Origin of the sequence: Xanthomonas hydrangeae (assembly GCF_032697525.1) — a bacterium.
GTDB lineage: Bacteria > Pseudomonadota > Gammaproteobacteria > Xanthomonadales > Xanthomonadaceae > Xanthomonas > Xanthomonas hydrangeae.
The window spans coordinates 3,191,145-3,209,873 of record NZ_CP103836.1; the positions used below are offsets into that span (position 1 = coordinate 3,191,145).

The 18,729-nt window shown below is 64.8% G+C and carries 20 protein-coding genes; 9 read left to right on the forward strand and 11 right to left on the reverse strand.

The window, feature by feature from the left end:
- Positions 1-67 precede the first annotated feature (67 nt).
- Together NYR97_RS13465 and NYR97_RS13470 are read left to right on the forward strand one after the other, a co-directional pair.
- Positions 68-781 carry a response regulator transcription factor gene (locus NYR97_RS13465; protein ID WP_002811889.1) on the forward strand — a complete coding sequence of 238 codons (714 nt, stop codon included), beginning with the start codon at positions 68-70 and terminating at the stop codon, positions 779-781.
- Between the two features lie 141 nt (positions 782-922).
- Positions 923-2,194, forward strand: a complete 1,272-nt coding sequence (locus tag NYR97_RS13470) for a sensor histidine kinase (protein ID WP_205392370.1) — start codon at positions 923-925, stop codon at positions 2,192-2,194.
- Between the two features lie 31 nt (positions 2,195-2,225).
- On the opposite strand, the gene NYR97_RS13475 is transcribed toward NYR97_RS13470, so the two are convergent.
- The gene (locus NYR97_RS13475) at positions 2,226-2,927 is read right to left on the reverse strand and encodes an SGNH/GDSL hydrolase family protein (RefSeq protein WP_316693796.1); all 702 of its coding nucleotides are present in this window, start codon (positions 2,925-2,927) and stop codon (positions 2,226-2,228) included.
- A gap of 319 nt (positions 2,928-3,246) precedes the next feature.
- Between NYR97_RS13475 and NYR97_RS13480 the strand changes: the two genes are divergently transcribed.
- From NYR97_RS13480 to NYR97_RS13510, 7 genes are all read left to right on the forward strand, one after another.
- Entirely contained in the window at positions 3,247-3,627 is a 381-nt protein-coding gene (locus NYR97_RS13480) for a diacylglycerol kinase (protein WP_316693799.1), read from the forward strand.
- 344 nt (positions 3,628-3,971) lie between these two features.
- Positions 3,972-4,610, forward strand: a complete 639-nt coding sequence (locus NYR97_RS13485; protein ID WP_316693801.1) for a LemA family protein — start codon at positions 3,972-3,974, stop codon at positions 4,608-4,610.
- Positions 4,611-4,920: 310 nt separating this feature from the next.
- Complete coding sequence (locus NYR97_RS13490) at positions 4,921-5,814, forward strand: TPM domain-containing protein (RefSeq protein ID WP_316693802.1); 894 nt, start codon at positions 4,921-4,923, stop codon at positions 5,812-5,814.
- Positions 5,814-6,305: a TPM domain-containing protein gene (locus NYR97_RS13495; RefSeq protein WP_316693804.1), complete on the forward strand. Its 492-nt coding sequence runs from the start codon at positions 5,814-5,816 to the stop codon at positions 6,303-6,305. Before NYR97_RS13490 ends, NYR97_RS13495 begins: the two co-directional genes overlap by 1 nt.
- Before the next feature lie 54 nt (positions 6,306-6,359).
- Positions 6,360-7,250, forward strand: a complete 891-nt coding sequence (lgt, locus tag NYR97_RS13500) for a prolipoprotein diacylglyceryl transferase (protein WP_205392366.1) — start codon at positions 6,360-6,362, stop codon at positions 7,248-7,250.
- Positions 7,247-8,041 carry a thymidylate synthase gene (locus NYR97_RS13505; RefSeq protein WP_316693808.1) on the forward strand — a complete coding sequence of 265 codons (795 nt, stop codon included), beginning with the start codon at positions 7,247-7,249 and terminating at the stop codon, positions 8,039-8,041. The genes lgt and NYR97_RS13505 overlap by 4 nt, the downstream gene beginning before the upstream one ends.
- Before the next feature lie 44 nt (positions 8,042-8,085).
- The gene (locus NYR97_RS13510; protein WP_316693809.1) at positions 8,086-8,580 is read left to right on the forward strand and encodes a dihydrofolate reductase; all 495 of its coding nucleotides are present in this window, start codon (positions 8,086-8,088) and stop codon (positions 8,578-8,580) included.
- 154 nt (positions 8,581-8,734) lie between these two features.
- On the opposite strand, the gene NYR97_RS13515 is transcribed toward NYR97_RS13510, so the two are convergent.
- The 10 genes from NYR97_RS13515 to pdxA all read right to left on the reverse strand — a co-directional run bounded on the left by NYR97_RS13515 (position 8,735) and on the right by pdxA (position 18,728).
- Positions 8,735-9,922, reverse strand: coding sequence for an acyl-CoA dehydrogenase family protein (locus tag NYR97_RS13515; RefSeq protein WP_316693811.1), 1,188 nt, complete (start codon positions 9,920-9,922; stop codon positions 8,735-8,737).
- A gap of 269 nt (positions 9,923-10,191) precedes the next feature.
- Positions 10,192-10,950, reverse strand: a complete 759-nt coding sequence (locus tag NYR97_RS13520) for an ABC transporter ATP-binding protein (protein ID WP_316693813.1) — start codon at positions 10,948-10,950, stop codon at positions 10,192-10,194.
- On the reverse strand, positions 10,947-11,801 hold the full coding sequence (locus NYR97_RS13525) for an ABC transporter permease (protein WP_316693815.1): 855 nt from the start codon (positions 11,799-11,801) through the stop codon (positions 10,947-10,949). Before NYR97_RS13525 ends, NYR97_RS13520 begins: the two co-directional genes overlap by 4 nt.
- 8 nt (positions 11,802-11,809) lie before the next feature.
- Positions 11,810-12,814 carry an aliphatic sulfonate ABC transporter substrate-binding protein gene (locus tag NYR97_RS13530; RefSeq protein WP_316693817.1) on the reverse strand — a complete coding sequence of 335 codons (1,005 nt, stop codon included), beginning with the start codon at positions 12,812-12,814 and terminating at the stop codon, positions 11,810-11,812.
- An 11-nt stretch (positions 12,815-12,825) separates the two neighbouring features.
- Entirely contained in the window at positions 12,826-13,989 is a 1,164-nt protein-coding gene (ssuD, locus tag NYR97_RS13535; protein WP_316693818.1) for an FMNH2-dependent alkanesulfonate monooxygenase, read from the reverse strand.
- 311 nt (positions 13,990-14,300) lie between these two features.
- Complete coding sequence (gene msuE, locus NYR97_RS13540; protein ID WP_316693821.1) at positions 14,301-14,864, reverse strand: FMN reductase; 564 nt, start codon at positions 14,862-14,864, stop codon at positions 14,301-14,303.
- A 596-nt stretch (positions 14,865-15,460) separates the two neighbouring features.
- Complete coding sequence (locus NYR97_RS13545; protein WP_316693823.1) at positions 15,461-16,417, reverse strand: symmetrical bis(5'-nucleosyl)-tetraphosphatase; 957 nt, start codon at positions 16,415-16,417, stop codon at positions 15,461-15,463.
- A gap of 28 nt (positions 16,418-16,445) precedes the next feature.
- Positions 16,446-16,829 carry a Co2+/Mg2+ efflux protein ApaG gene (apaG, locus tag NYR97_RS13550; protein ID WP_104550670.1) on the reverse strand — a complete coding sequence of 128 codons (384 nt, stop codon included), beginning with the start codon at positions 16,827-16,829 and terminating at the stop codon, positions 16,446-16,448.
- Positions 16,830-16,865: 36 nt separating this feature from the next.
- Positions 16,866-17,654: a 16S rRNA (adenine(1518)-N(6)/adenine(1519)-N(6))-dimethyltransferase RsmA gene (rsmA, locus tag NYR97_RS13555; protein WP_316693827.1), complete on the reverse strand. Its 789-nt coding sequence runs from the start codon at positions 17,652-17,654 to the stop codon at positions 16,866-16,868.
- Positions 17,655-17,759: 105 nt separating this feature from the next.
- Positions 17,760-18,728 carry a 4-hydroxythreonine-4-phosphate dehydrogenase PdxA gene (gene pdxA / locus NYR97_RS13560; RefSeq protein ID WP_316693829.1) on the reverse strand — a complete coding sequence of 323 codons (969 nt, stop codon included), beginning with the start codon at positions 18,726-18,728 and terminating at the stop codon, positions 17,760-17,762.
- Position 18,729: the final 1 nt, after the last annotated feature.

Below are 18,729 nucleotides of genomic sequence, written 5' to 3' on the forward strand. Positions count from 1 at the left end.
CGGTCCTTCACGCCCTTTCCACCGTCGATCCGGCATGTTTCACAAAGCTGAAGACCGAGGAAAGTCCATGCGTCAGACCAAGGAAACGTCCGGCCTCGTGCTGGTCGTCGAAGACAATCGCAATATCTCTGAAATGATCGGCGAGTACCTGGAAGGCCGTGGCTTCGAGGTCGACTATGCGCAGGACGGACTGGACGGTTACCGTCTGGCCGCCGAGAACAGCTACGACGTGGTCGTGCTGGATCTCATGCTGCCGCGCCTGGACGGCATCGAAGTGTGCCGCCGCCTGCGCAACGACGCACGCAAGTCCACCCCGGTGCTGATGCTGACTGCCCGCGACACGCTGGACGACAAGCTCACCGGCTTGGGCTTCGGCGCCGACGACTACCTGACCAAGCCGTTCGCGATTCAGGAACTGGAAGCACGCTTGCGTGCCCTGATCCGCCGCGAGCGTCGCCAGGTGGGTTCGGAAGTGCTCAAGGTCGCCGACCTGGTGCTCGACCCGGTGAGCATGCGCGCCACCCGTGCCGGCACCGAGCTGCAGCTCTCGCCGATCGGCCTGCGGTTGCTCACCATCCTGATGCGCGAATCGCCGCGTGTGGTCACCCGCCAGGAAATCGAGCGCGAGATATGGGGCAACGGGTTGCCGGATTCGGACACCTTGCGCAGCCATCTGTACAACCTGCGCAAGATCATCGACAAGCCGTTCGATCGCCCCCTGCTGCACACCGTGCAGAGCGCCGGCTATCGCATCGCCGACATCGCCCAGCCGATGGCCTGATGTCACTGGCCGGTCGCCTTCTGGCGGCCGGCTTTTCCTGTAGGCGCTCACGCGCCGCTCGCTTCCGCGTGCTGCCGGCTGGTTGCACGACGGGCTCACGGAAGCGTTGCCTCTAATCCGGCGCTCTCCCTGGATGCCGCAATGCCGCACGGGCTCCCACGAAAAATACGTCTCGCCTTCCTGTTGCAGGTCGCACTGGCGAGTCTGGCGATCGTCCTTGGCGGCTATCTGATCTCCTTCGTGATCAAGTACAGCCTGGTGCGCACCGTACTGGCCGACGAGGCGGTGCATTTCTGGCGCCTGCACAAGAGTGCGCCGAACAACCCGCCGCCGAATACGCGCAATATCCAGGGCTATTTCTCGCCTGCCGGCAAGCTCGGCGACAGCGCACCGCCGGTGTTGCAACGGTTGCCGCGAGGCTTCAGCGAAGTGGCCGCTGCCGACGCGCTGGTGTATGTCGATCAACGTCCGGAAGGGCGCCTGTATCTGGTGTTTTCGCGCTCGCGCGCCGCCCATCTGACCTTGTGGTACGGCGTGGTGCCGGCGATCGTGGTGTTGCTGTCGATCTATGGCGTGTCGTGGTTTACCTATCGCATCTCCAAACGCCTGGTGTCGCCGATCAGCTGGCTCGCACGGCGCGTTTCGCAGTGGGACCCGCGCAATCCGGATGTGGATGAGTTGGCGCCGGAACGATTGCCCGCCGAACTGCAGGGCGAAACGCGGCAGTTGGCCGCAGCGTTACATGCGCTGGGGCAACGGGTCAGCGAACACGTTGCGCGCGAACGCAATTTCACCCGCGATGCCAGTCATGAATTGCGCACGCCGCTGACGGTGATCCGCGTGGCCAGCGACATGGCCCTGGCCGACGACGAATTGTCGCCGCGCACGCAACGCAGCCTGCGCCGTATCCAGCGGGCCGGCCACGATATGGAAGCGGTGATCGATGCGTTTCTGATCCTGGCGCGCGAGGCCGAAATCGACCCGCAAAGCGAAACCTTCGACGCCGCCGAACTGGCCAGCGAAGAAGTCGACAGCGCGCGTGAACTGCTCGGCGACAAGCCGGTGTCGTTGCAGATGGTCGGCGATCGCAGCCTGCAGATGTTCGCCCCGCCGCGGGTGATGCGCGTGGTGCTCAGCAACCTGCTGCGCAATGCCTGTGCCTACACCGACACCGGCAGCATCGAAGTTGAAGTGACCCAGGACCGCATCATCGTGCGCGATACCGGCATCGGCATGAGCGAAGAAGCACGTGCACGTGCATTCGAGCCATTCTTTCGCGCCGATCCCACACGCCCGCAGGGCACCGGCCTGGGGCTGTCGATCGTACGCCGGCTGTGCGACCGCTTCGGTTGGCGGATCGAATTGCATAGCGAGGCCGATGTGGGGACGTCGGTGGCGGTGGTGGTGGCCTGAGGGCGTCTTTTGTTGGCCGATCTGCCTGGTCTTACTTCTGCTCCAACACCGGTGCCACCGCTTTGCGCCAGATCGCGTAACCGTCGGCAGTCATGTGCAGCATGTCCTCGCGAAACAACTCCGGGCGCGGCTTGCCGCTGGCATCCAGCATTGGCGTGTAAACGTCCACGTAGTCCACGCGCGGCAGCGGCGCGAGTGCGTCCTTGATCAGGCGATTGGCAGTCACGATTGCCGGCAGCAAATGCGCGCGCGACGGGCTGGGCTTGATCGACAGATAGCTGATGCGCGCCTTCGGTAGATCGCGCCGAAGGCGCGTTACGAACGCCAGCACATCGTCGCGCACCTGCTCCGGTGTACGGCCGCTGTTGAGATCGTTGTCGCCGGCATACAGCACCACCTGGCGCGGCGCGTACGGGATGACGATGCGGTCCGCATACCAGGTGCTGTCGCGCACTTCCGAGCCGCCGAAGCCGCGATTGATCACCGGCTTGCCGGGAAAATCCTGCGCCAGGCTGTCCCAGAAGCGGATCGACGAGCTGCCGACGAACACGATGCCGTGCTTGGGTGGCGGCTGCAGCGCATCGCTGTCGGCAAAGCGCTGCATGTCGTTTTCCCACGCGGCATTGGAGACCTGCGCCGGGACTTGCGGCGCGGTGTGTGTGGTGTCGGCGTGGACGTGGCCGGACAACAACGCAAGGGCGCACAGCAGTGTGCGCAAGGGATACTTGATCATGCGAGAGAGCCTGCGGCAGTGAAGCGGACCGCCATGGTGCGACAGGCTGGAAGCGGAGGGCAAACCCGTTGGCTTTCAGGGTGTGGCACCGCACTGCGCGCAGATCGCTTCGCCGGGCCAGGCCCGACCATGCGGCAGATGGTGCGCCTTGCGGCAGGATCCGACTGCCTTGTAGGCCCAACGGCAGCTGTTCGGACGGGTGGCCACGCCCTGGCGGTGCGCAGCGCCACGGTGCAGAATTCGGCCTTTCCTGAGTAGCGACCACACCATGCGTTCGATCCGTCCCCTGATACGCCCTTGCGGCCGGAAGCGCTGACGCGTGGCCGATCAACTGGGACACGTGCCGCGCGGCCCGCGCCGCATGCTCAAGGCGGCGATCTGGTCGTGGCAGGGATTGCGCGCGGCATGGCTGCATGAATCTTCGTTTCGGCTCGAGGTCTGCCTGGCCGTGGTGCTGGTGCCGCTGGGGCTGTGGCTCGGTCAGTCCGGTCTGGAGCGCATCGCGCTGATTGCGCCATTGCTGATCGTGCTGGCCGCCGAATTGTTGAATTCGGCGATCGAGGCGGTGATCGAGCGCTACGGCCCGGAACACCATGTGCTGGCTGGCCGCGCAAAGGATATGGGCTCGGCGGCGGTGTTCTTGCTGCTGATCAATGTGCTGCTGTGTTGGGGGCTGATTCTGTTGCCGCGGGTGTTCTGAAAGCGGCTGCTCATGCCCGCGCCGTGGCAGCCAGGCCCTTGTAGGCGATTGCTTAGCGAAAGCGTGGAGACGTACATGGCGATGCGACGCATCAGAGTGCGAGTGCGAGTGCGAGTGCGTCAGCGGAAGAGCCCGGCGTTCGTGTGGCGCGTAGTGACTCTCTTTAACAATTACCAGCCTCTGCCGCGCCTAGCGACCGCGCGCGCACCGATGCGTTCGAACTGAGGTTGTTCTTAATCCAAGAACTGATCGCCCAGTGGAACAACCCGCCAGGCGGGCGCATGTGCATGCCGGCTTGACTTGCCACATGGCATGCTGCGGCTCTCTTCTACGGAGTCGCCTGCATGCCTGTCCTGATTCGCGCCCTGGTGTTGCTGATGCTGACCGTCTCGCTGTCCGGTTGCGGTTACAACGCGATCCAGCAGAAGGAGGAAGGCGTCAAGGCAGGTTGGTCGGAAGTGCTGAATCAATATCAGCGCCGCGCCGATCTGATTCCCAATCTGGTGCGCACGGTGCAGGGCTACGCCCAGCAGGAGCGCCAGGTGCTGACCGAAGTGACCAATGCGCGCTCGCGTGTCGGGCAGATTCAGGTCAACGCCGACGACGCAGCGTCGCTGAAGAATTTCCAGCAAGCGCAGGGCGAACTCGGCAGCGCGCTGTCGCGCCTGCTGGTGGTCAGCGAGAACTATCCGCAGCTCAAATCCGATCAGTCGTTCCGCGATCTGCAGGTACAGCTGGAAGGCACCGAAAATCGCATCACCGTGGCGCGCGGCCGTTATATCCAGACGGTGCAGGAATACAACACCTATATCCGTTCCTTCCCGCAGGTGATCACCGCCAAGATCTTCGGGTATCAGCCCAAGCCGAATTTCACTGTGGAAAACGAAGCGCAGATCTCACGTGCGCCGCAGGTTGATTTCGGTAACCAACAGGCGCCGCAGCAGCAGCCTGTGCAGCAACCGCAGCCGCAGCCTGCGCAGTAAGCATGCCTGCGTGTTGTGCTCTAAGGCATGCTGCGGCACGCGCATGGGTTAGCCAAGCGCATGGGTTAGCCATGTCAATCTACGCGCTTGCTGGATTAGTACTAACTTCAGAAGCGGGATATCAAGCCCCTCTCCAGCGGGAGAGGGGTTGGGGTGAGGGTACGGAGCGAAGCCTCTGTGCCGTTCAAACTGCACGAGGCTTCGCTCCGTACCCTCATCCGCCCCTGCGGGGCACCTTCTCCCGCAGGGAGAAGGGAAGCTAAGTGTCAGTGCTGATTAACTGTCAGTGCTCATCAGGTAGGAGTTAGTAATGCGGCAGACGTACATGTGGGTGTTGTGGATGATGGCGCTACTGCTGCTGCCGGTATCGCTGCTGGCGCAGGACCTTGCGCCCATTCCGCCGCTACGCTCGCCAGTGGTCGATGTCACCGGCACATTGGATGCCGCCCAGGTCCAGCAGCTGGAGCAGCAGGCGCTGGCTTTGCAGCAGCGCAAGGGGGCGCAGTTGCAGATCCTGATCGTGCCGACCACCCAGCCGGAGGCGATCGAGCAATACACCCAGCGCGTGTTTGACCAGTGGAAGATCGGGCGCAAGGGCGTGGACGACGGCGTGTTGCTGCTGGTGGCCAAGGACGACCGCCGTGTGCGGATCCAGCCCGGTTACGGCCTGGAAGGCGCGATCCCCGACATCACCGCCAACCGCATCATCCAGGAGTACCTCGCGCCCCGCTTCCGTGAGGGCGACTACGCGGGCGGCATCAGCGCTGCGACTGCGACGCTGGCCGGTTTGATCGAGGGCGAGGCCTTGCCCGCTCCGGTCAGCGGGCATGCCGATGGCGGCTTGGGCAATGGCTCGGTCGGTGGCGGCGGGTGGATCATGGCGTTGGTCATCGGTTTCGTTGTTGCGATGGTGGCGCGCGGCATTCTCGGCGCGTTGCCGCGGCCGCTGCGCGCATTGCTGACCGGCGTCGCAGCCGGCGGTGCCGCACTGCTCTTCACTTCATTGTTGTTCGCCAGCGTTGGCGCGGCGGTCATCGGGCTGCTGGCGGGGCTAGCATCCGGATCGCCGGGGCGCTTCGTCGGCGGTGGTGGCTGGGGCGGCGGCGGGTTCGGCGGATTTGGGGGCGGCCGTGGCGGGTTCGGCGGCGGTTGGGGTGGCGGTGGCGGATCATCGGGAGGCGGTGGCGCCTCGGGGAGCTGGTAATGCGTTGGCTCAGGCATGTCTTTGCGCCCTCGGCGCAGCGTAGTTTCCCGGCCAGTTGCATGGACGCGATTGCCGCAGCGGTCGCCGCCAGCGAGCGCACCCACACCGGTCAGATCATGGTCGCGGTGGAAGCCGACCTGCCGCTGAGCGCGCTATGGCGTGGGCACACCGCGCGCCAACGTGCCGAGCAGGCCTTTGCGCAATTGCGCACCTGGGACACCGACGCCAATAACGGGGTGCTGCTCTATCTGCTGCTGGCCGACCACGCTATCGAAGTGGTGGCCGACCGCGGCCTGCGCAGCCAGGTGCCGGGCGCGCAGTGGGCGGAGGTGTGTCGGCGCATGCAGGAATTCCTGCGCGATGGCGAGCACGAGGCGGCGGTGCTGGCCGGGATCGAGGCGGTGACCGAGCTGTTGAGCGAGCATTTCCCGGCCGCTGCGAACGCGCAGCATGAAGACGAGCTGCCCGATCGTCCCCAGCTCTTAGGCTGAGCGCGTGCGAGATGTCAGAATAGACGCCTCGCTTTTTTGTGATCCGCGGTCCGCATGATCTATCTGCACGCCATCGACCCCATCGCCTTCTCGCTTGGCCCGGTGCAGGTGCACTGGTACGGGTTGATGTACCTGGCCGCGTTCTTCTCCGCCTGGGCGTTGGGCCGCTCGCGCATCCTGCGCGGTCGCCTGCCGGGTGTGGACATGGACGGATTTTCCGACCTGTTGTTCTACGGCATGCTCGGTGTGGTGCTGGGCGGGCGCATCGGCTACATGCTGTTCTATGCGTTCGACAGCTTGCTGGCCAACCCGCTGATTTTGTTCAAGGTGTGGCAAGGCGGCATGAGCTTCCACGGCGGCCTGCTGGGCGTGTTGATCGCCTGCGGGCTATGGGCGCGCAAGCACCGGCTGCATTTCTTCGATGTGATGGATTTCGTGGCGCCGCTGGTGCCGTTGGGTCTGGGCTTCGGGAGGCTCGGCAATTTCGTCGGCGGCGAATTGTGGGGCAAGTTCACCCAGGCCGGCTGGGGCGTGATCTTCCCGCTGGCGCCGGAATTGGCCGGCCAGTTGCCGGCGCAGATCCAGGCGCAGTACGCCACCGGCGCGTTGAATCAGTTCGCACGCCATCCCTCGCAGCTCTACGAAGCCGCGCTGGAAGGCGTGGTGATGTTCGTGGTGTTGTGGGCGTTCTCGTTGAAGCCGCGTGCGCGTTATGCGGTGTCCGGCATGTTTGCGCTGCTGTATGGCGTGTTCCGTTTCATCGTGGAATTCGTACGCGTGCCCGACGCGCCGATCGGCTACCTGGCTTTCAATTGGCTGACGATGGGGCAGATCCTGAGCTTGCCGTTGATCATTGGCGGGCTGGTGTTGTTGGCGATGTCGCGCCGCGCGCCGGTGTTGCAGCCGGTGGTGATGGACACCGCCGTGGCGGGAGCTGCCAAGTGAAGCCGTATCTGGATCTGCTGCAGCATGTGCTGGAACACGGCGCTGACAAGTCCGATCGCACCGGCACCGGCACGCGCAGCGTGTTCGGTTGGCAGATGCGCTTTGACCTCAACGACGGCTTTCCGCTGGTCACCACCAAGAAGCTGCACCTGCGCTCGATCATCCACGAGCTGTTGTGGTTTCTGCAGGGCGACACCAATATCGGTTATCTCAAGGACAATCAGGTCCGCATCTGGGACGAATGGGCCGACGCCGATGGCAATCTCGGCCCGGTTTACGGCAAGCAGTGGCGGCGCTGGACCGGCCCGGACGGCGTGGAAATCGACCAGATGCAATGGCTGGTGGACGAGATCAAGCGCAACCCGGATTCGCGCCGGCTGGTGATCAGCGCCTGGAACGTGGGCGAGCTGGCGCAGATGGCGCTGATGCCGTGCCATAGCCTGTTCCAGTTCTATGTGGTGAACGACAAGCTCAGCTGCCAGCTGTATCAGCGCAGCGGCGACATCTTCCTCGGCGTGCCGTTCAATATCGCCAGCTATGCATTGCTGACGCATATGGTGGCGCAGGCCACCGGCCTGGGCGTGGGCGATTTCGTGCATACCTTAGGCGATGCGCACCTGTATTCGAATCACTTCGAGCAGGCGCGCGAGCAGCTGACGCGCACACCGCGCGCGCTGCCCACGTTGCGCTTGAATCCGGAGGTGACCGATCTGTTCGCGTTCCGCTTCGACGACATCGCCATCGACGGTTACGACCCGCATCCGGCGATCAAGGCGCCGGTTGCGGTGTGAGTGGCGGTCGCATGATGCAGCCTGCCTGCACGGTATGCTGAGGCATGAAAATCACCTTGATCGTCGCCTTCGACCGCAACAATGCCATTGGCCGCGATAACGAATTGCCGTGGAAGTTGCCGGATGATCTCAAGCGCTTCAAGGCGCTGACGTTAGGCAAGCCGATCCTGATGGGGCGCATGACCGCGCAGTCGTTGGGGCGTGCGTTGCCGGGGCGCTTGAATCTGGTGCTGACGCGTTCGGCGCAGGTGCCGTTCGAGGGCATGCAGGCGGTGAGTTCGATCGATGAGGCGATCGTGCAGGCCGATGCGTCCGGCGCGCAGGAGTTGTGCGTCATCGGTGGCGGCGAGGTGTATCGGCTGACGATGGAGCTGGCGGATGTTCTGGCCGTCACCGAGGTCGCCACGATCGTGGAGCAGGCCGACACCCACTTTCCGCCGATCGACCCGGCCGTGTGGGAACCGGTACAGCGCGAGCGACACACAGCCGATGCCCGCCATGCGTTCGCGTTCGATTATGTGGACTATCGCCGGCGCTGAGGCATGCGCGTTGCTGAAAGACCGATCGCTGCAGTGCGCAGTAGCGCGTGCGTTGAATGAGCGGATCGCCGCATCACGTTCAAGCAACCAGGCGCGGCTGACACAACGAGTGCGTGGATGCAGGCGAACATCAGCGCACTCAGGAATAGAACACTCAGGAATAGAAACTGGGCGTCGGCGGTCGCTGTCGCAGTGCCCATTCGCCGAGTTCGCGCAGCTTGTAATCGACCGGATCGTGCAGCGTCTGGGTACGCAGGTTGCGCCAGTAGCGGTCCAGCCGCAGCGCGGCGTGGGTGGCGCGTGCGCCGGTGACTTCGAACAGCTTGCTGCAGACCTCCAGCCCGACACGGGTGGTGGCGACCTTGGCGGCAGCCACCGCCAACGCGACCTGCGCGCGGTCGTCGCTGCTCAGTGCGTGTTCCTTGCGCCAGGCGGCATCGAGCAGTTCGGCGGCACTGCCGGTGAGTAGCCGGGCACTTTCCAGGCCCAGCCAGAACTCGCCGTAATGGGCCAGGATGTAGGGGTCCTCGCTGGCCTGTTCGACACCGGAGCGATGCCAGGCGCGCGCTTGGGTCAGGGTGTAGGTGCGCGCTTCTTCGAACGCACCCTCGGCAATCCCCAGGAATAGATGCGCGAACAGCAACTGCGCGATCAATGGGCGTAGACAGGCGAATGGTGTGCTCAATGGGCCGGGATCGAGCAATAGCTCGCTTTCTTCCACGCGCACGCGTTCGAAGGTGGCGCTGCCGCTGTCGGTCTGGCGTTGGCCGATGTTGTCCCAGTCGTGGCCTAGCGAGATGCCGCTGCGCGCAGTGGGAATGGCGCCGATCAACAGGTTGCCGCTGCGTTCGTCCAATGCAGAGGCGATCAGCATCTGCGAGTCGATGGCGCCGGAACAGAAACTCTTTTTGCCGGAGAACTCGCGCCAGCCGTCGTAGTGCACGGCGACGGTGCGGGTATCCAGCGGATTGAGTGCGTTGCCCCAGAACCAGTGCGCGCGCGCGGTCTGTTCCAGCCATGGCTGCCACTGCGCTGGCTGGCCGAACAGGCGCACGGTGGCCAGCATCAAATGATGAAAGCCGAAGACATGCGCGAGGGAACTGTCGACCTTGGCGAATGCGCGCACGATCTGTAGCACCTCGCTCCAGCTGGCGCCGAGCCCGCCGTACTGCACGGGAATGCTCAGCGCGAGCAGTCCGCTGGCTCGCAATGCATCGCGTTCGGCCTTGGGCGTGCCGCCGCGTGCGTCGCGTTCGATCGCGGTCTCGGCGAATTCGGCCGCCAGGCGCTGGGCGGTCTGCAGCGGAGTGAGCAGGGGTGGTTGTGGTGGGAGGCTCGTCATGCACGATGGCCTTGTCGGATGGGAAACAGTGCGGTCAGTGCGGGTTGACCAGTAGCAAGTGCTGGGTGCTGATGATCGTGGCGGCAGCCAAGCAGCGTCTTGCGCCTGCATTCCAGTTCGGCAGACACGTCAGGCGTGGCGAGCAAACGACTGTGCGCTCATCAGATCGGCATGCACGGTACTTGGAATCCCATGTGTCACGCTTGCATGACGTTGTCTGCGACTTGTCCACGCCCGGCCGACGGCCGCTCTCGCGCCTGATCATCACTTCAAAACACATGAATGTCGTGCAGCGCCGCGAGCAGGGTCTGGCGGGCCTGACGCAGTGCCGGTTCGTCGGTTTGACGATCGCGCGGACGCGGCGTGTCCAGCTGCAGTGCATGCGCAATCGACCCTGGCTGGCCGCCGATGACAATCGCACGGTCGCTCAGGTAGACCGCCTCTTCGATGTCATGGGTGACCAGCAACACGCTGAAAGCATGCTCGCCGGCCAGGCGCAGCAACAGGTCCTGCAGCTTGATGCGGGTGAACGCATCCACCGCGCTGAAGGGCTCGTCGAGCAGCAGCACACGCGGTTGTCGATACAGCCCGCGGGCCAGCGCCACGCGTTGCGCCTGGCCGCCGGACAGTTGCTTGGGCAGAGCGGTTGCATAGTCCAGCAAGCCGACTTCGCCCAGCAACTGCTGGACGCGTGGAGATTGCCGCGCCGCAGCTGGCGATGGATCCGAATCGTCGGCAAAGGCGACATTGGCGGCCACGTCCAGCCACGGCAGCAGTCGCGGTTCCTGGAAGATGAAACCGATGCGCCGGTCGACCCCGCGCACGCGCGCGCCATCCAGCAGCACCTCGCCGGCGTAATTGCGTTCCAGACCGGCCACGATGCGCAGCAGGGTGCTTTTGCCGCAACCGCTGGCACCGATCAGGCTGACGATCTCGCCCGGTGCCAACTGCAGCTCGATGTCGCGCAGTACAGGGCGCGCGCCGAATTGTTTGCTGGCGATGCGCAGCTGCAGGCCGGTGCTGCTCACGGGTGGTTTCCTGCATGGCCAGGCACGCTGCGGTTCTGCAGGTTGTCGCGCCAGCGCAAGCTGCGCGATTCGATCGCCTTGAGCACGCTGTCGCTGAGCTTGCCGAGCAGGGCCAGCAGCACGATCGCGCCGATCACGATGTCCGGCCGCGAGGTTTCGCGCCCGTCGCTGAGCAGATAGCCCAGCCCGCGCGTGGCAGCGATCAGTTCGGCGGCCACCAGAAACATCCAGGCCAGACTCAGGCTGGTGCGCAGCCCGGTAAAGATGGACGGCAGCGCCGCCGGCAGCAGGATCCGCCGCACCAGGCGCGGTTTGGACAGGCCGTAGCTTTCGCCCAGTTCCACCAGCGTGCGGTCGACCTGGCGCAGGCCGCTGACCACGCCCAGATACACCGGGAAGAAGGCACCGATGGCGATCAGGGCGATCTTCGGTGCCTCGTCGATGCCCATCCACAGCAACAGCAACGGTACCCAGGCCAGGCTGGGCACCGCGCGCAGCGCCTGGAAGCTGGGGTCGATCAGCTGTTCCAGCCAGCGGCTCAGTCCAACCCCGACGCCGATCAGCAAGCCCAGGCCGGCGCCGATGGCGAAGCCGGCCAGCACCCGCAACACGCTGGCGCCGATATGGCTGGCCAGCCCGCGGCCGGCCTCGTCTGCCAGCGTGGCCAGGATCTGGCTTGGCGGCGGCAGCAGGTAGCGTGGTGTCCAGCCGAGCGCCGAGGCGATTTCGAGCACTCCGAAGAAGCTCAATGGCAACAGCCAGCCAAGGCTGCTGGCCGGCAATCTGAGTCGCAGTCGCGACGGCGCCGTGGTCGGTAAGCTGCGCGCAACGCGCAAGGAGGTGTCGTTCATCGTCGCGCTCAGCCCTGCGCCACGCGTGCGCGTGTGGCGTAACTGGGATCGATCAGTGCGGCCAGCACCTTGCTCAGATCGGTGCCGGGCCGGACCAGGCCTTCTTCCAGCAGGATGGGCGCCGCGTTCTGCAGCGCCGCCCGCTCTTCGGGGCCAATCACCGGATTGCGCAGGTCGGTGCGCTGCAGCTGTAGCCTGGCGACCTGGAGCGACAACCGGGCCTCGGTGGCGATCAGCGCGGCAAGTTCGTCGGGGTGGGCGATCGCCCATTTGCGTGCTTTTTCGTAGGCCTGGATCACCAGCGGAATCTGATCGGGGTAAGCGGCCGCGAAGGTCTCGCTGACATTCAAGAAACCACGGGAATTGAAGGCGACGTTGCGGTAGATCAATCGCGTGCCGGCCTCGATCTGGCTCGCGGCCAGGTGCGGGTCCAGGCCGGACCACGCGTCCACATCGCCGCGTTCGAGCGCGGTGCGCCCGTCGGGATGCTGCAGATGGACGATCTCCACCGCGTTCTTGCTCAACCCGGCCTGCCGCAGCGCGCGCAGCAGGAACAGGTAGGCGTCGGTGCCCTTGGTGGCGGCGATGCGTTTGCCCTTGAGTTCGCTCAGCTGCCGGATGGACGAGTCCTTGCCCACCGCCAGCGCGATCCATTCCGGGCGCGAATAGATGTACACGGCCTTGATCGGATTGCCGTTGGCGCGCGCCAGCAGCGAGGCCAGGCCGGCGGTGCTGCCGAAGTCGATGCTGTTGCCGCCCAGGTATTCCAGCGCGCGATTGCTGCCGGCCGACAGCACCCATTTGACTTGCGTGCCCTGCGCCTTGAGCGCTTCTTCCAGCCAGCCGAAGTGCTTGAGCACCAGCGAGGTCGGCGAGTAGTAGGCATAGTCCAGGCGCAGTTGTTTGGGAACCGCACCGTTGGCTTGCGCAAGGGCGGTGCTCGACAACAGCGGTGAGGCGCCGAGCGCGACGCCGGCGAGGGTTCCGAATTTGAGCAGGTTGCGGCGTTTCATAAGTGCTCCAGTCAGCGTGCCACAGCGCGCGGCACGATGGTGTTGGCGATGACCTCGCCGAAGGGGCCGCTCAGGGCCTGCCCGGGCAGCTTCTGCTTGAGCGCGCGCGGCAGCAGCGGGAACACCAGCTCGGCGAAGCGGTAGGCCTCCTCCAGATGCGGATAGCCGGAGAAGATGAAGGTGTCGATGCCGAGCGCGGCGTATTCCTCGATGCGTTTGGCCACGGTCTGCGGGTCGCCGACCAGCGCGGTGCCGGCGCCACCACGCACCAGGCCGACGCCGGCCCACAGATTCGGGCTGACTTCCAGATCGGCGCGGGTGCGGCGCTGACCGCTGCTGTGCAGCGCGGCCATGCGCCGCTGGCCCACCGAGTCCATGCGTGCGAAGGCACTCTGGGCGCGCTCTACGGTGTCATCATCGAGGTGACTGATCAGCGACTCCGCTGCCGCCCACGCCTGTTTATCGGTCTCACGTACGATCACATGCAGGCGGATGCCGAAAGTGAGCGAGCGCCCAAGTGCGGCAGCTTTGCTGCGCACCGAGGCGATCTTTTCCGCCACCGCTTCCGGCGGCTCGCCCCAGGTGAGATAGGTATCGACCTGTTCGGCGGCCAAGTCATGCGCAGCATCGGAAGAACCGCCGAACCACACCGGCGGATACGGCTGCTGCACGGTGGGATACAGCAGCTTGGCCGCCTTCACCTGCAGATGTTTGCCGTCGAAGTCGTAGCTGTCGCCGGCGTGGCTGTGGGCGATGATCTCGCGCCAGATGCGGATGAATTCTGCCGAGGCTTCATAGCGCTCGGCGTGGTCGAGAAACACGCCATCGCCTTCCAGTTCGCCGCGGTCGCCGCCGGTGACCAGGTTCACCAGCAGACGCCCGCCGGACAGCCGGTCGAAACTGGCGGCCATGCGTGCGGCCAGTGCTGGCGCCATCAGGCCGGGACGCAGCGCGACCAGAAACTTCAGCCGGCGTGTGGCGTTGATCAGACTGGACGCGACCACCCACGGGTCTTCGCAGGAGCGCCCGGTGGGAATCAGCACACCGTCGTAGCCCAGAGTGTCGGCCGCAACCGCCACCTGGGTGACGTACTCGGCGCTGACCTGGCGAGCGCCGGCGCTGGTGCCCAGATAGCGGCTGTCGCCGTGAGTGGGAATGAACCAGAACATGTCCATGGTTGGTCTCGGTAATGCGAGTAATTGGTGCGAGTCCCTCGCAGGAGCCCGCACATCCATGTGCGGGGATTAGATCGGGCGAGTCCGTCGCAGGAGCCGCACATCCGTGTGGGGAGTAGATCGGGCGAGTCCATCGCAGGAGCCGCACATCCGTGTGGGGAGTAGAACGGGCCAATTCGTTGCGGGAGCCATCGCATCTATGCGTACGTGTTCTAGGCGAGTTCTTTGCAGAAATAGTCCGTCATTGCGCGCGCGGGGACTTAGTAAGCGGCTGACCTATCAGAGCTCGCAGTTGCGCATGCAGGATTTGCTCAGGCAATACGCCGCAGCGCGTCGGGGCGGGCGCCGAGTACGCCTGCGGCGCGTTCGGCGGCCAGTTCGATGCGTTGACGCAGGGCCGGATTGACCACGCGGTACTCCTGGAAATCGGTCTCGGTGGCGTAGATGCCGATCGGCAAGGTCAATGCCTGGAAGAAGGCGAACAGCGGGCGCAGTTGATGGTCGATCACCAGTGCATGCCGCTCGCTGCCGCCGGTGGCAGCGAGCAGGATCGGTGTGTCGATCAGCGCGTTGATGTCGATCAGATCGAACAGATGCTTGAGCAGGCCGGGATAGGAGCCGCGATACACCGGCGCGACCACCAGCAGCAGGTCGGCCGATTCGATCTGGCGTAACGCCTGTTCGGTCGTCTCATCCAAGTCGCTGCGCCACAGCGCCGCGCCCAGTGGCCGGGCGATATCGCCGAGTTGGAGAATGCTGGGTTTGATCGGCAGTCGTCGCGCAAGTTCTGCAAGCGTTGCCTCAGCCAACGCAAGGCTGCGCGAAGGGCGCGAGGTACCGCCGGAAACGGCAACGACATTCAACGGAGTGCGCATGCAAGAGTCCTGTGGTGGCGGTATCGGGCGGTCACGTAAATCCGTGCATCCGGATAACAACAGTGGTGCTGCAAGGTAAAGAGCAGTGCGTCGACACTGTTTTCTGTATCGACAACATGGCATCCCATCTGACTGCACACTGGCAGACATGGCAATGCACGCTACCTTTCAAATGCGCTGATGGCTTATCAGATTTGAGAATGACTTTATGAAAAACGCATCATTCGCCGTGTTTTATCGATCTTTCCGTCGCCGCTCATGACGCCGATGGCATGACGAAACTGCCTGCGGAGATAAGTGCAGACCGAATGTGGGTGGAGAACGATTAACTCAGCAGGTTGCGCTGCGAACCTGATCGAAACTCCGCCGCAGTTCGCCGAGCGTGGCGTCGTTGGCAGGACATCGGCTTTGCGAAGTCCTGCATGTCATCGAAGCGGCCGGCTACTTCCAGTCGCAACGTATCTCGGCATGCACGCGTGCTGGAAGCCGAGAGCGCAGGCATTCCAGTCACGTGGCAGCGCCACGATAATGCCGGCACGCTGCCGCCAAGCAAACGCTCGGCATGCTGCAACCAGCACGCCGACCAATCCCGCTTTTCAGTCTGCGGCGGGCGGAGCCGTGTTGGGTGCCGTGGTGGAACTTGCGTTCGCGTTCGCGGTGTCGCCACCGCCACCACGCTGGCGTTGCCGACGACGCGGTGGTCGTGCGCGCTGCGCTGCCTGCGGTGGGTGCGTGATCGGGATTCCCGGTACCTGCACCACGCGCAGGTCGTCGGTGTCGAGCTGCAGGGCGGTGAGCTTGCCGCCCCACACCGCACCGGTATCGATGGCATGCACGCCCTGGGTGATGGTCAGCCCAAGCGCGGACCAATGTCCGCAGACGATCTTCAGATCGCGCTCCACCCGGCCCGGCACTTCGAACCACGGATACAGACCCTGCGCCTGCGTGCCCGGCGTGCCCTTGTCGTCGGTTGCGATGCGTCCGCGCGGGGTGCAGTAGCGCATGCGCGTGAACAGGTTGATGATCGCGCGGCTGCGGTCGTAACCGCTCAAGCCCGGCGACCAGCCCGGCTGATCGCCGTACATGTTGCGCAGCAGTTTGCGATAGCCGCCGCCCTGCAATTGCTGCTCGACTTCGCGCGCATGCTTCTCGGCCAGTTGCGTGGTCCACTTCGGCGCCAGCCCGGCATGGATCATCATCCAGCCCAACGCGCGGTCTACATGCGCCAGTTTCTGCATGCGCAGCCAGTCGAGCAGCAGGTCGCGATCTTCGGCCAGCACGATGCGCAGCAGATCCGGATTGACCTTGCGCTGTTCTTCTTCCGAACGCGCGCCGATCGCCAGCAGCGAGAGATCGTGGTTACCCAGCACCACCACACTGTGCGCGCGCAGCGAATGCACCAGCCGCAGCGTTTCCAGCGATTGACCGCCGCGGTTGACCAGATCGCCGCAGAACCACAGCGTGTCCTGCGCGGGATCGAAATTGATTTTTTCCAGCAAGCGCTGGGTGATGTCGTAGCAACCCTGCAGGTCGCCAATTGCCCAGACGCTCATCGCGTGCGCTCCATCATTGCAACATCCATCAGTGCAGCGTCCTGGGTACGCTCAGCACGAAGGCGGCGATCGGGGCGGTGAATTCGGTGCCATCGTCGGCCACCATGTCGTAGTGACCTTGCATCTGTCCCTGCTCGGTCTCCAGCAGCACGCCGGAGGTGTAGTTGAAGGCCTCGCCCGGACGCAGCCATGGCTGCTCGCCGACCACGCCTTCGCCATCCACCTGCTCGGTACGTCCGTTGGCATCGGTGATCTGCCAATGGCGCGCGATCAGGCGCGCGGGCAGCGCGCCCGCGTTCTGGATGCGGATGCTGTAGGCGAAGGCGTAGCGGCCTTCTTCCGGGGTCGATTGATGAGCGAGGAAGCGGGGCGATACCTCGACCTCGACCCGATAGCGCGGATCATCTTGCATGGGGAAAGTCTAAGGAAAACGATGTGGGAGGGGCGCTCAAGCCAGCTCGACATTGGCCAGACGGATGAAATCCGCGACCTCGAGTTGTTCGGCGCGTGCATCCGGGCGCACCTGCGCAGCCTCGAAATGCGCCGGCTCGCAGACCTCGGACAGGGCATTGCGCAAGGTCTTGCGACGCTGCCCGAAGCCGGCGCGCACCACGTCGGCAAAGCGCCGGCGGTCCTTGATCAGCACCGTGGCAGGGTCGCGCGGTACCAGCCGCACCACCGCCGAGTCCACCTTGGGCGGCGGCCGGAACGCCCCGGGCGGCACTACGAACAGTGCAGTGACCTCGCAGTACGCCTGCAGCATCACGCTCAGCCGGCCATAGACCTTGCTGCCGGGGCCGGCGGCCATGCGGTCGACCACTTCCTTTTGCAGCATGAAGTGCATGTCGGCCACCGCGCCTGCATGGTCCAGCGCATGGAACAGGATCGGCGAGGAGATGTTGTAGGGCAGGTTGCCGACCAGCCGGATCGGCGTGCCATTGGCCAGTGCGGTGAAATCCACGCTCAACACATCGCGGTGGATGATGCTCAACGCGCCGATCGGTGCGGCGGCGTCGGTCAGTGGCGCGATCAGGTCGCGGTCGAACTCGATCACGGTCAACGCGCCGTGCTTGCGCAGCAGCGGGAAGGTGATCGCACCCTGGCCAGGGCCGATTTCGACCAGATGCTGGCTGGGGCGCGGAGCCACTGCCTGCACGATGCGGTCGATGTAATACCGGTCGGCAAGAAAGTGCTGGCCAAGCGACTTCTTGGCCGGAGCGCTGAAGGAATGATTCATGTGCGCAGTTTAACGGAGCCAGTGCATGCAAGCGGTGTCGTTTCTGACTGCCTGACGAATCTAACGGACGATCGGCGCGCAAATGCGCATGCGATCAGGCATCGCTCAGCCGCGTGCGGCCAATCGCGCGCACAGGGCGGTCGCGGCCATCAGGCTGGACGGATCGGCAACCCCGCGCCCGGCCAGCTCCAGTGCGGTACCGTGATCGACCGCCACGCGCGGGTAGGGCAGGCCGAGCGTGATATTCACCGCCTGCTCGAAGCCGCTGTACTTGAGCACCGGCAGGCCCTGGTCGTGATACATCGCCACCACCGCATCGAAACCGGTGAGCTTCTGCGGCAAAAATGCGGTGTCGGCTGGCAGCGGGCCGATCAGCTGCAGGCCTTCGCCGCGCAGTTGCTCCAGCACCGGGATGATGATGTCCAGTTCCTCGTGGCCCAGATGCCCATCTTCGCCAGCATGCGGATTGAGGCCGAGCACGGCGATACGCGGGCATTCCAGGCCGAAGTCGCGCTGTAATGCCGCCGCAGTGATACGCAAGCAGCGTGCAACGGTATCGGTAGTGATCGCGTCGGCCACTGCGCGCAGCGGCAGATGCGTGGTCACCAGCGCAACCCGCACGATCGCGTTGGCCAGCATCATCACCACTGGGCAGCCGGCCTGTTCGGCCAGTAATTCGGTGGTGCCGGAATAAGGGATGCCGCCGGCATTGATCACCGCCTTGTGCACCGGGCCGGTGACGATTCCCTGCAACTTGCCGGACAGACAGTCGGCGGCCGCGCCACGCAGGGCGGCAATGACCGCCGCCGCGTTGGCAGGGTCGGGTGTGCCGAAGCGGGTTGCCACGGCCTGGCGGATCGGATGCAACGGCAGATCGCCGGGTGCACGCGCAGGTTGATCCGGATCGAGCAGGCGCACAGACAAGCACAGCGCCTTTGCGGCGCTGTGCAGGGTATCGGGATCGGCGTAGGCGATCAGGTGCGCATCGGAGCGCGGCCGCTGGGCAAGCCGGACACACAGTTCCGGCCCGATCCCGGCCGGCTCGCCTGGCACCAGCGCGAGCGACGGGAGCATC

Coding starts and splice junctions, on each gene's coding strand:
- NYR97_RS13465 (WP_002811889.1), top strand. CDS start 68: ATGCGTCAGACCAAGGAAACGTCCGGCCTCGTGCTGGTCGTCGAAGAC.
- NYR97_RS13470 (WP_205392370.1), top strand. CDS start 923: ATGCCGCACGGGCTCCCACGAAAAATACGTCTCGCCTTCCTGTTGCAG.
- NYR97_RS13475 (WP_316693796.1), bottom strand. CDS start 2,927: ATGATCAAGTATCCCTTGCGCACACTGCTGTGCGCCCTTGCGTTGTTG.
- NYR97_RS13485 (WP_316693801.1), top strand. CDS start 3,972: ATGCCTGTCCTGATTCGCGCCCTGGTGTTGCTGATGCTGACCGTCTCG.
- NYR97_RS13490 (WP_316693802.1), top strand. CDS start 4,921: ATGCGGCAGACGTACATGTGGGTGTTGTGGATGATGGCGCTACTGCTG.
- NYR97_RS13495 (WP_316693804.1), top strand. CDS start 5,814: ATGCGTTGGCTCAGGCATGTCTTTGCGCCCTCGGCGCAGCGTAGTTTC.
- lgt (WP_205392366.1), top strand. CDS start 6,360: ATGATCTATCTGCACGCCATCGACCCCATCGCCTTCTCGCTTGGCCCG.
- NYR97_RS13510 (WP_316693809.1), top strand. CDS start 8,086: ATGAAAATCACCTTGATCGTCGCCTTCGACCGCAACAATGCCATTGGC.
- NYR97_RS13515 (WP_316693811.1), bottom strand. CDS start 9,922: ATGACGAGCCTCCCACCACAACCACCCCTGCTCACTCCGCTGCAGACC.
- NYR97_RS13525 (WP_316693815.1), bottom strand. CDS start 11,801: ATGAACGACACCTCCTTGCGCGTTGCGCGCAGCTTACCGACCACGGCG.
- NYR97_RS13530 (WP_316693817.1), bottom strand. CDS start 12,814: ATGAAACGCCGCAACCTGCTCAAATTCGGAACCCTCGCCGGCGTCGCG.
- ssuD (WP_316693818.1), bottom strand. CDS start 13,989: ATGGACATGTTCTGGTTCATTCCCACTCACGGCGACAGCCGCTATCTG.
- msuE (WP_316693821.1), bottom strand. CDS start 14,864: ATGCGCACTCCGTTGAATGTCGTTGCCGTTTCCGGCGGTACCTCGCGC.
- NYR97_RS13545 (WP_316693823.1), bottom strand. CDS start 16,417: ATGAGCGTCTGGGCAATTGGCGACCTGCAGGGTTGCTACGACATCACC.
- apaG (WP_104550670.1), bottom strand. CDS start 16,829: ATGCAAGATGATCCGCGCTATCGGGTCGAGGTCGAGGTATCGCCCCGC.
- rsmA (WP_316693827.1), bottom strand. CDS start 17,654: ATGAATCATTCCTTCAGCGCTCCGGCCAAGAAGTCGCTTGGCCAGCAC.
- pdxA (WP_316693829.1), bottom strand. CDS start 18,728: ATGCTCCCGTCGCTCGCGCTGGTGCCAGGCGAGCCGGCCGGGATCGGG.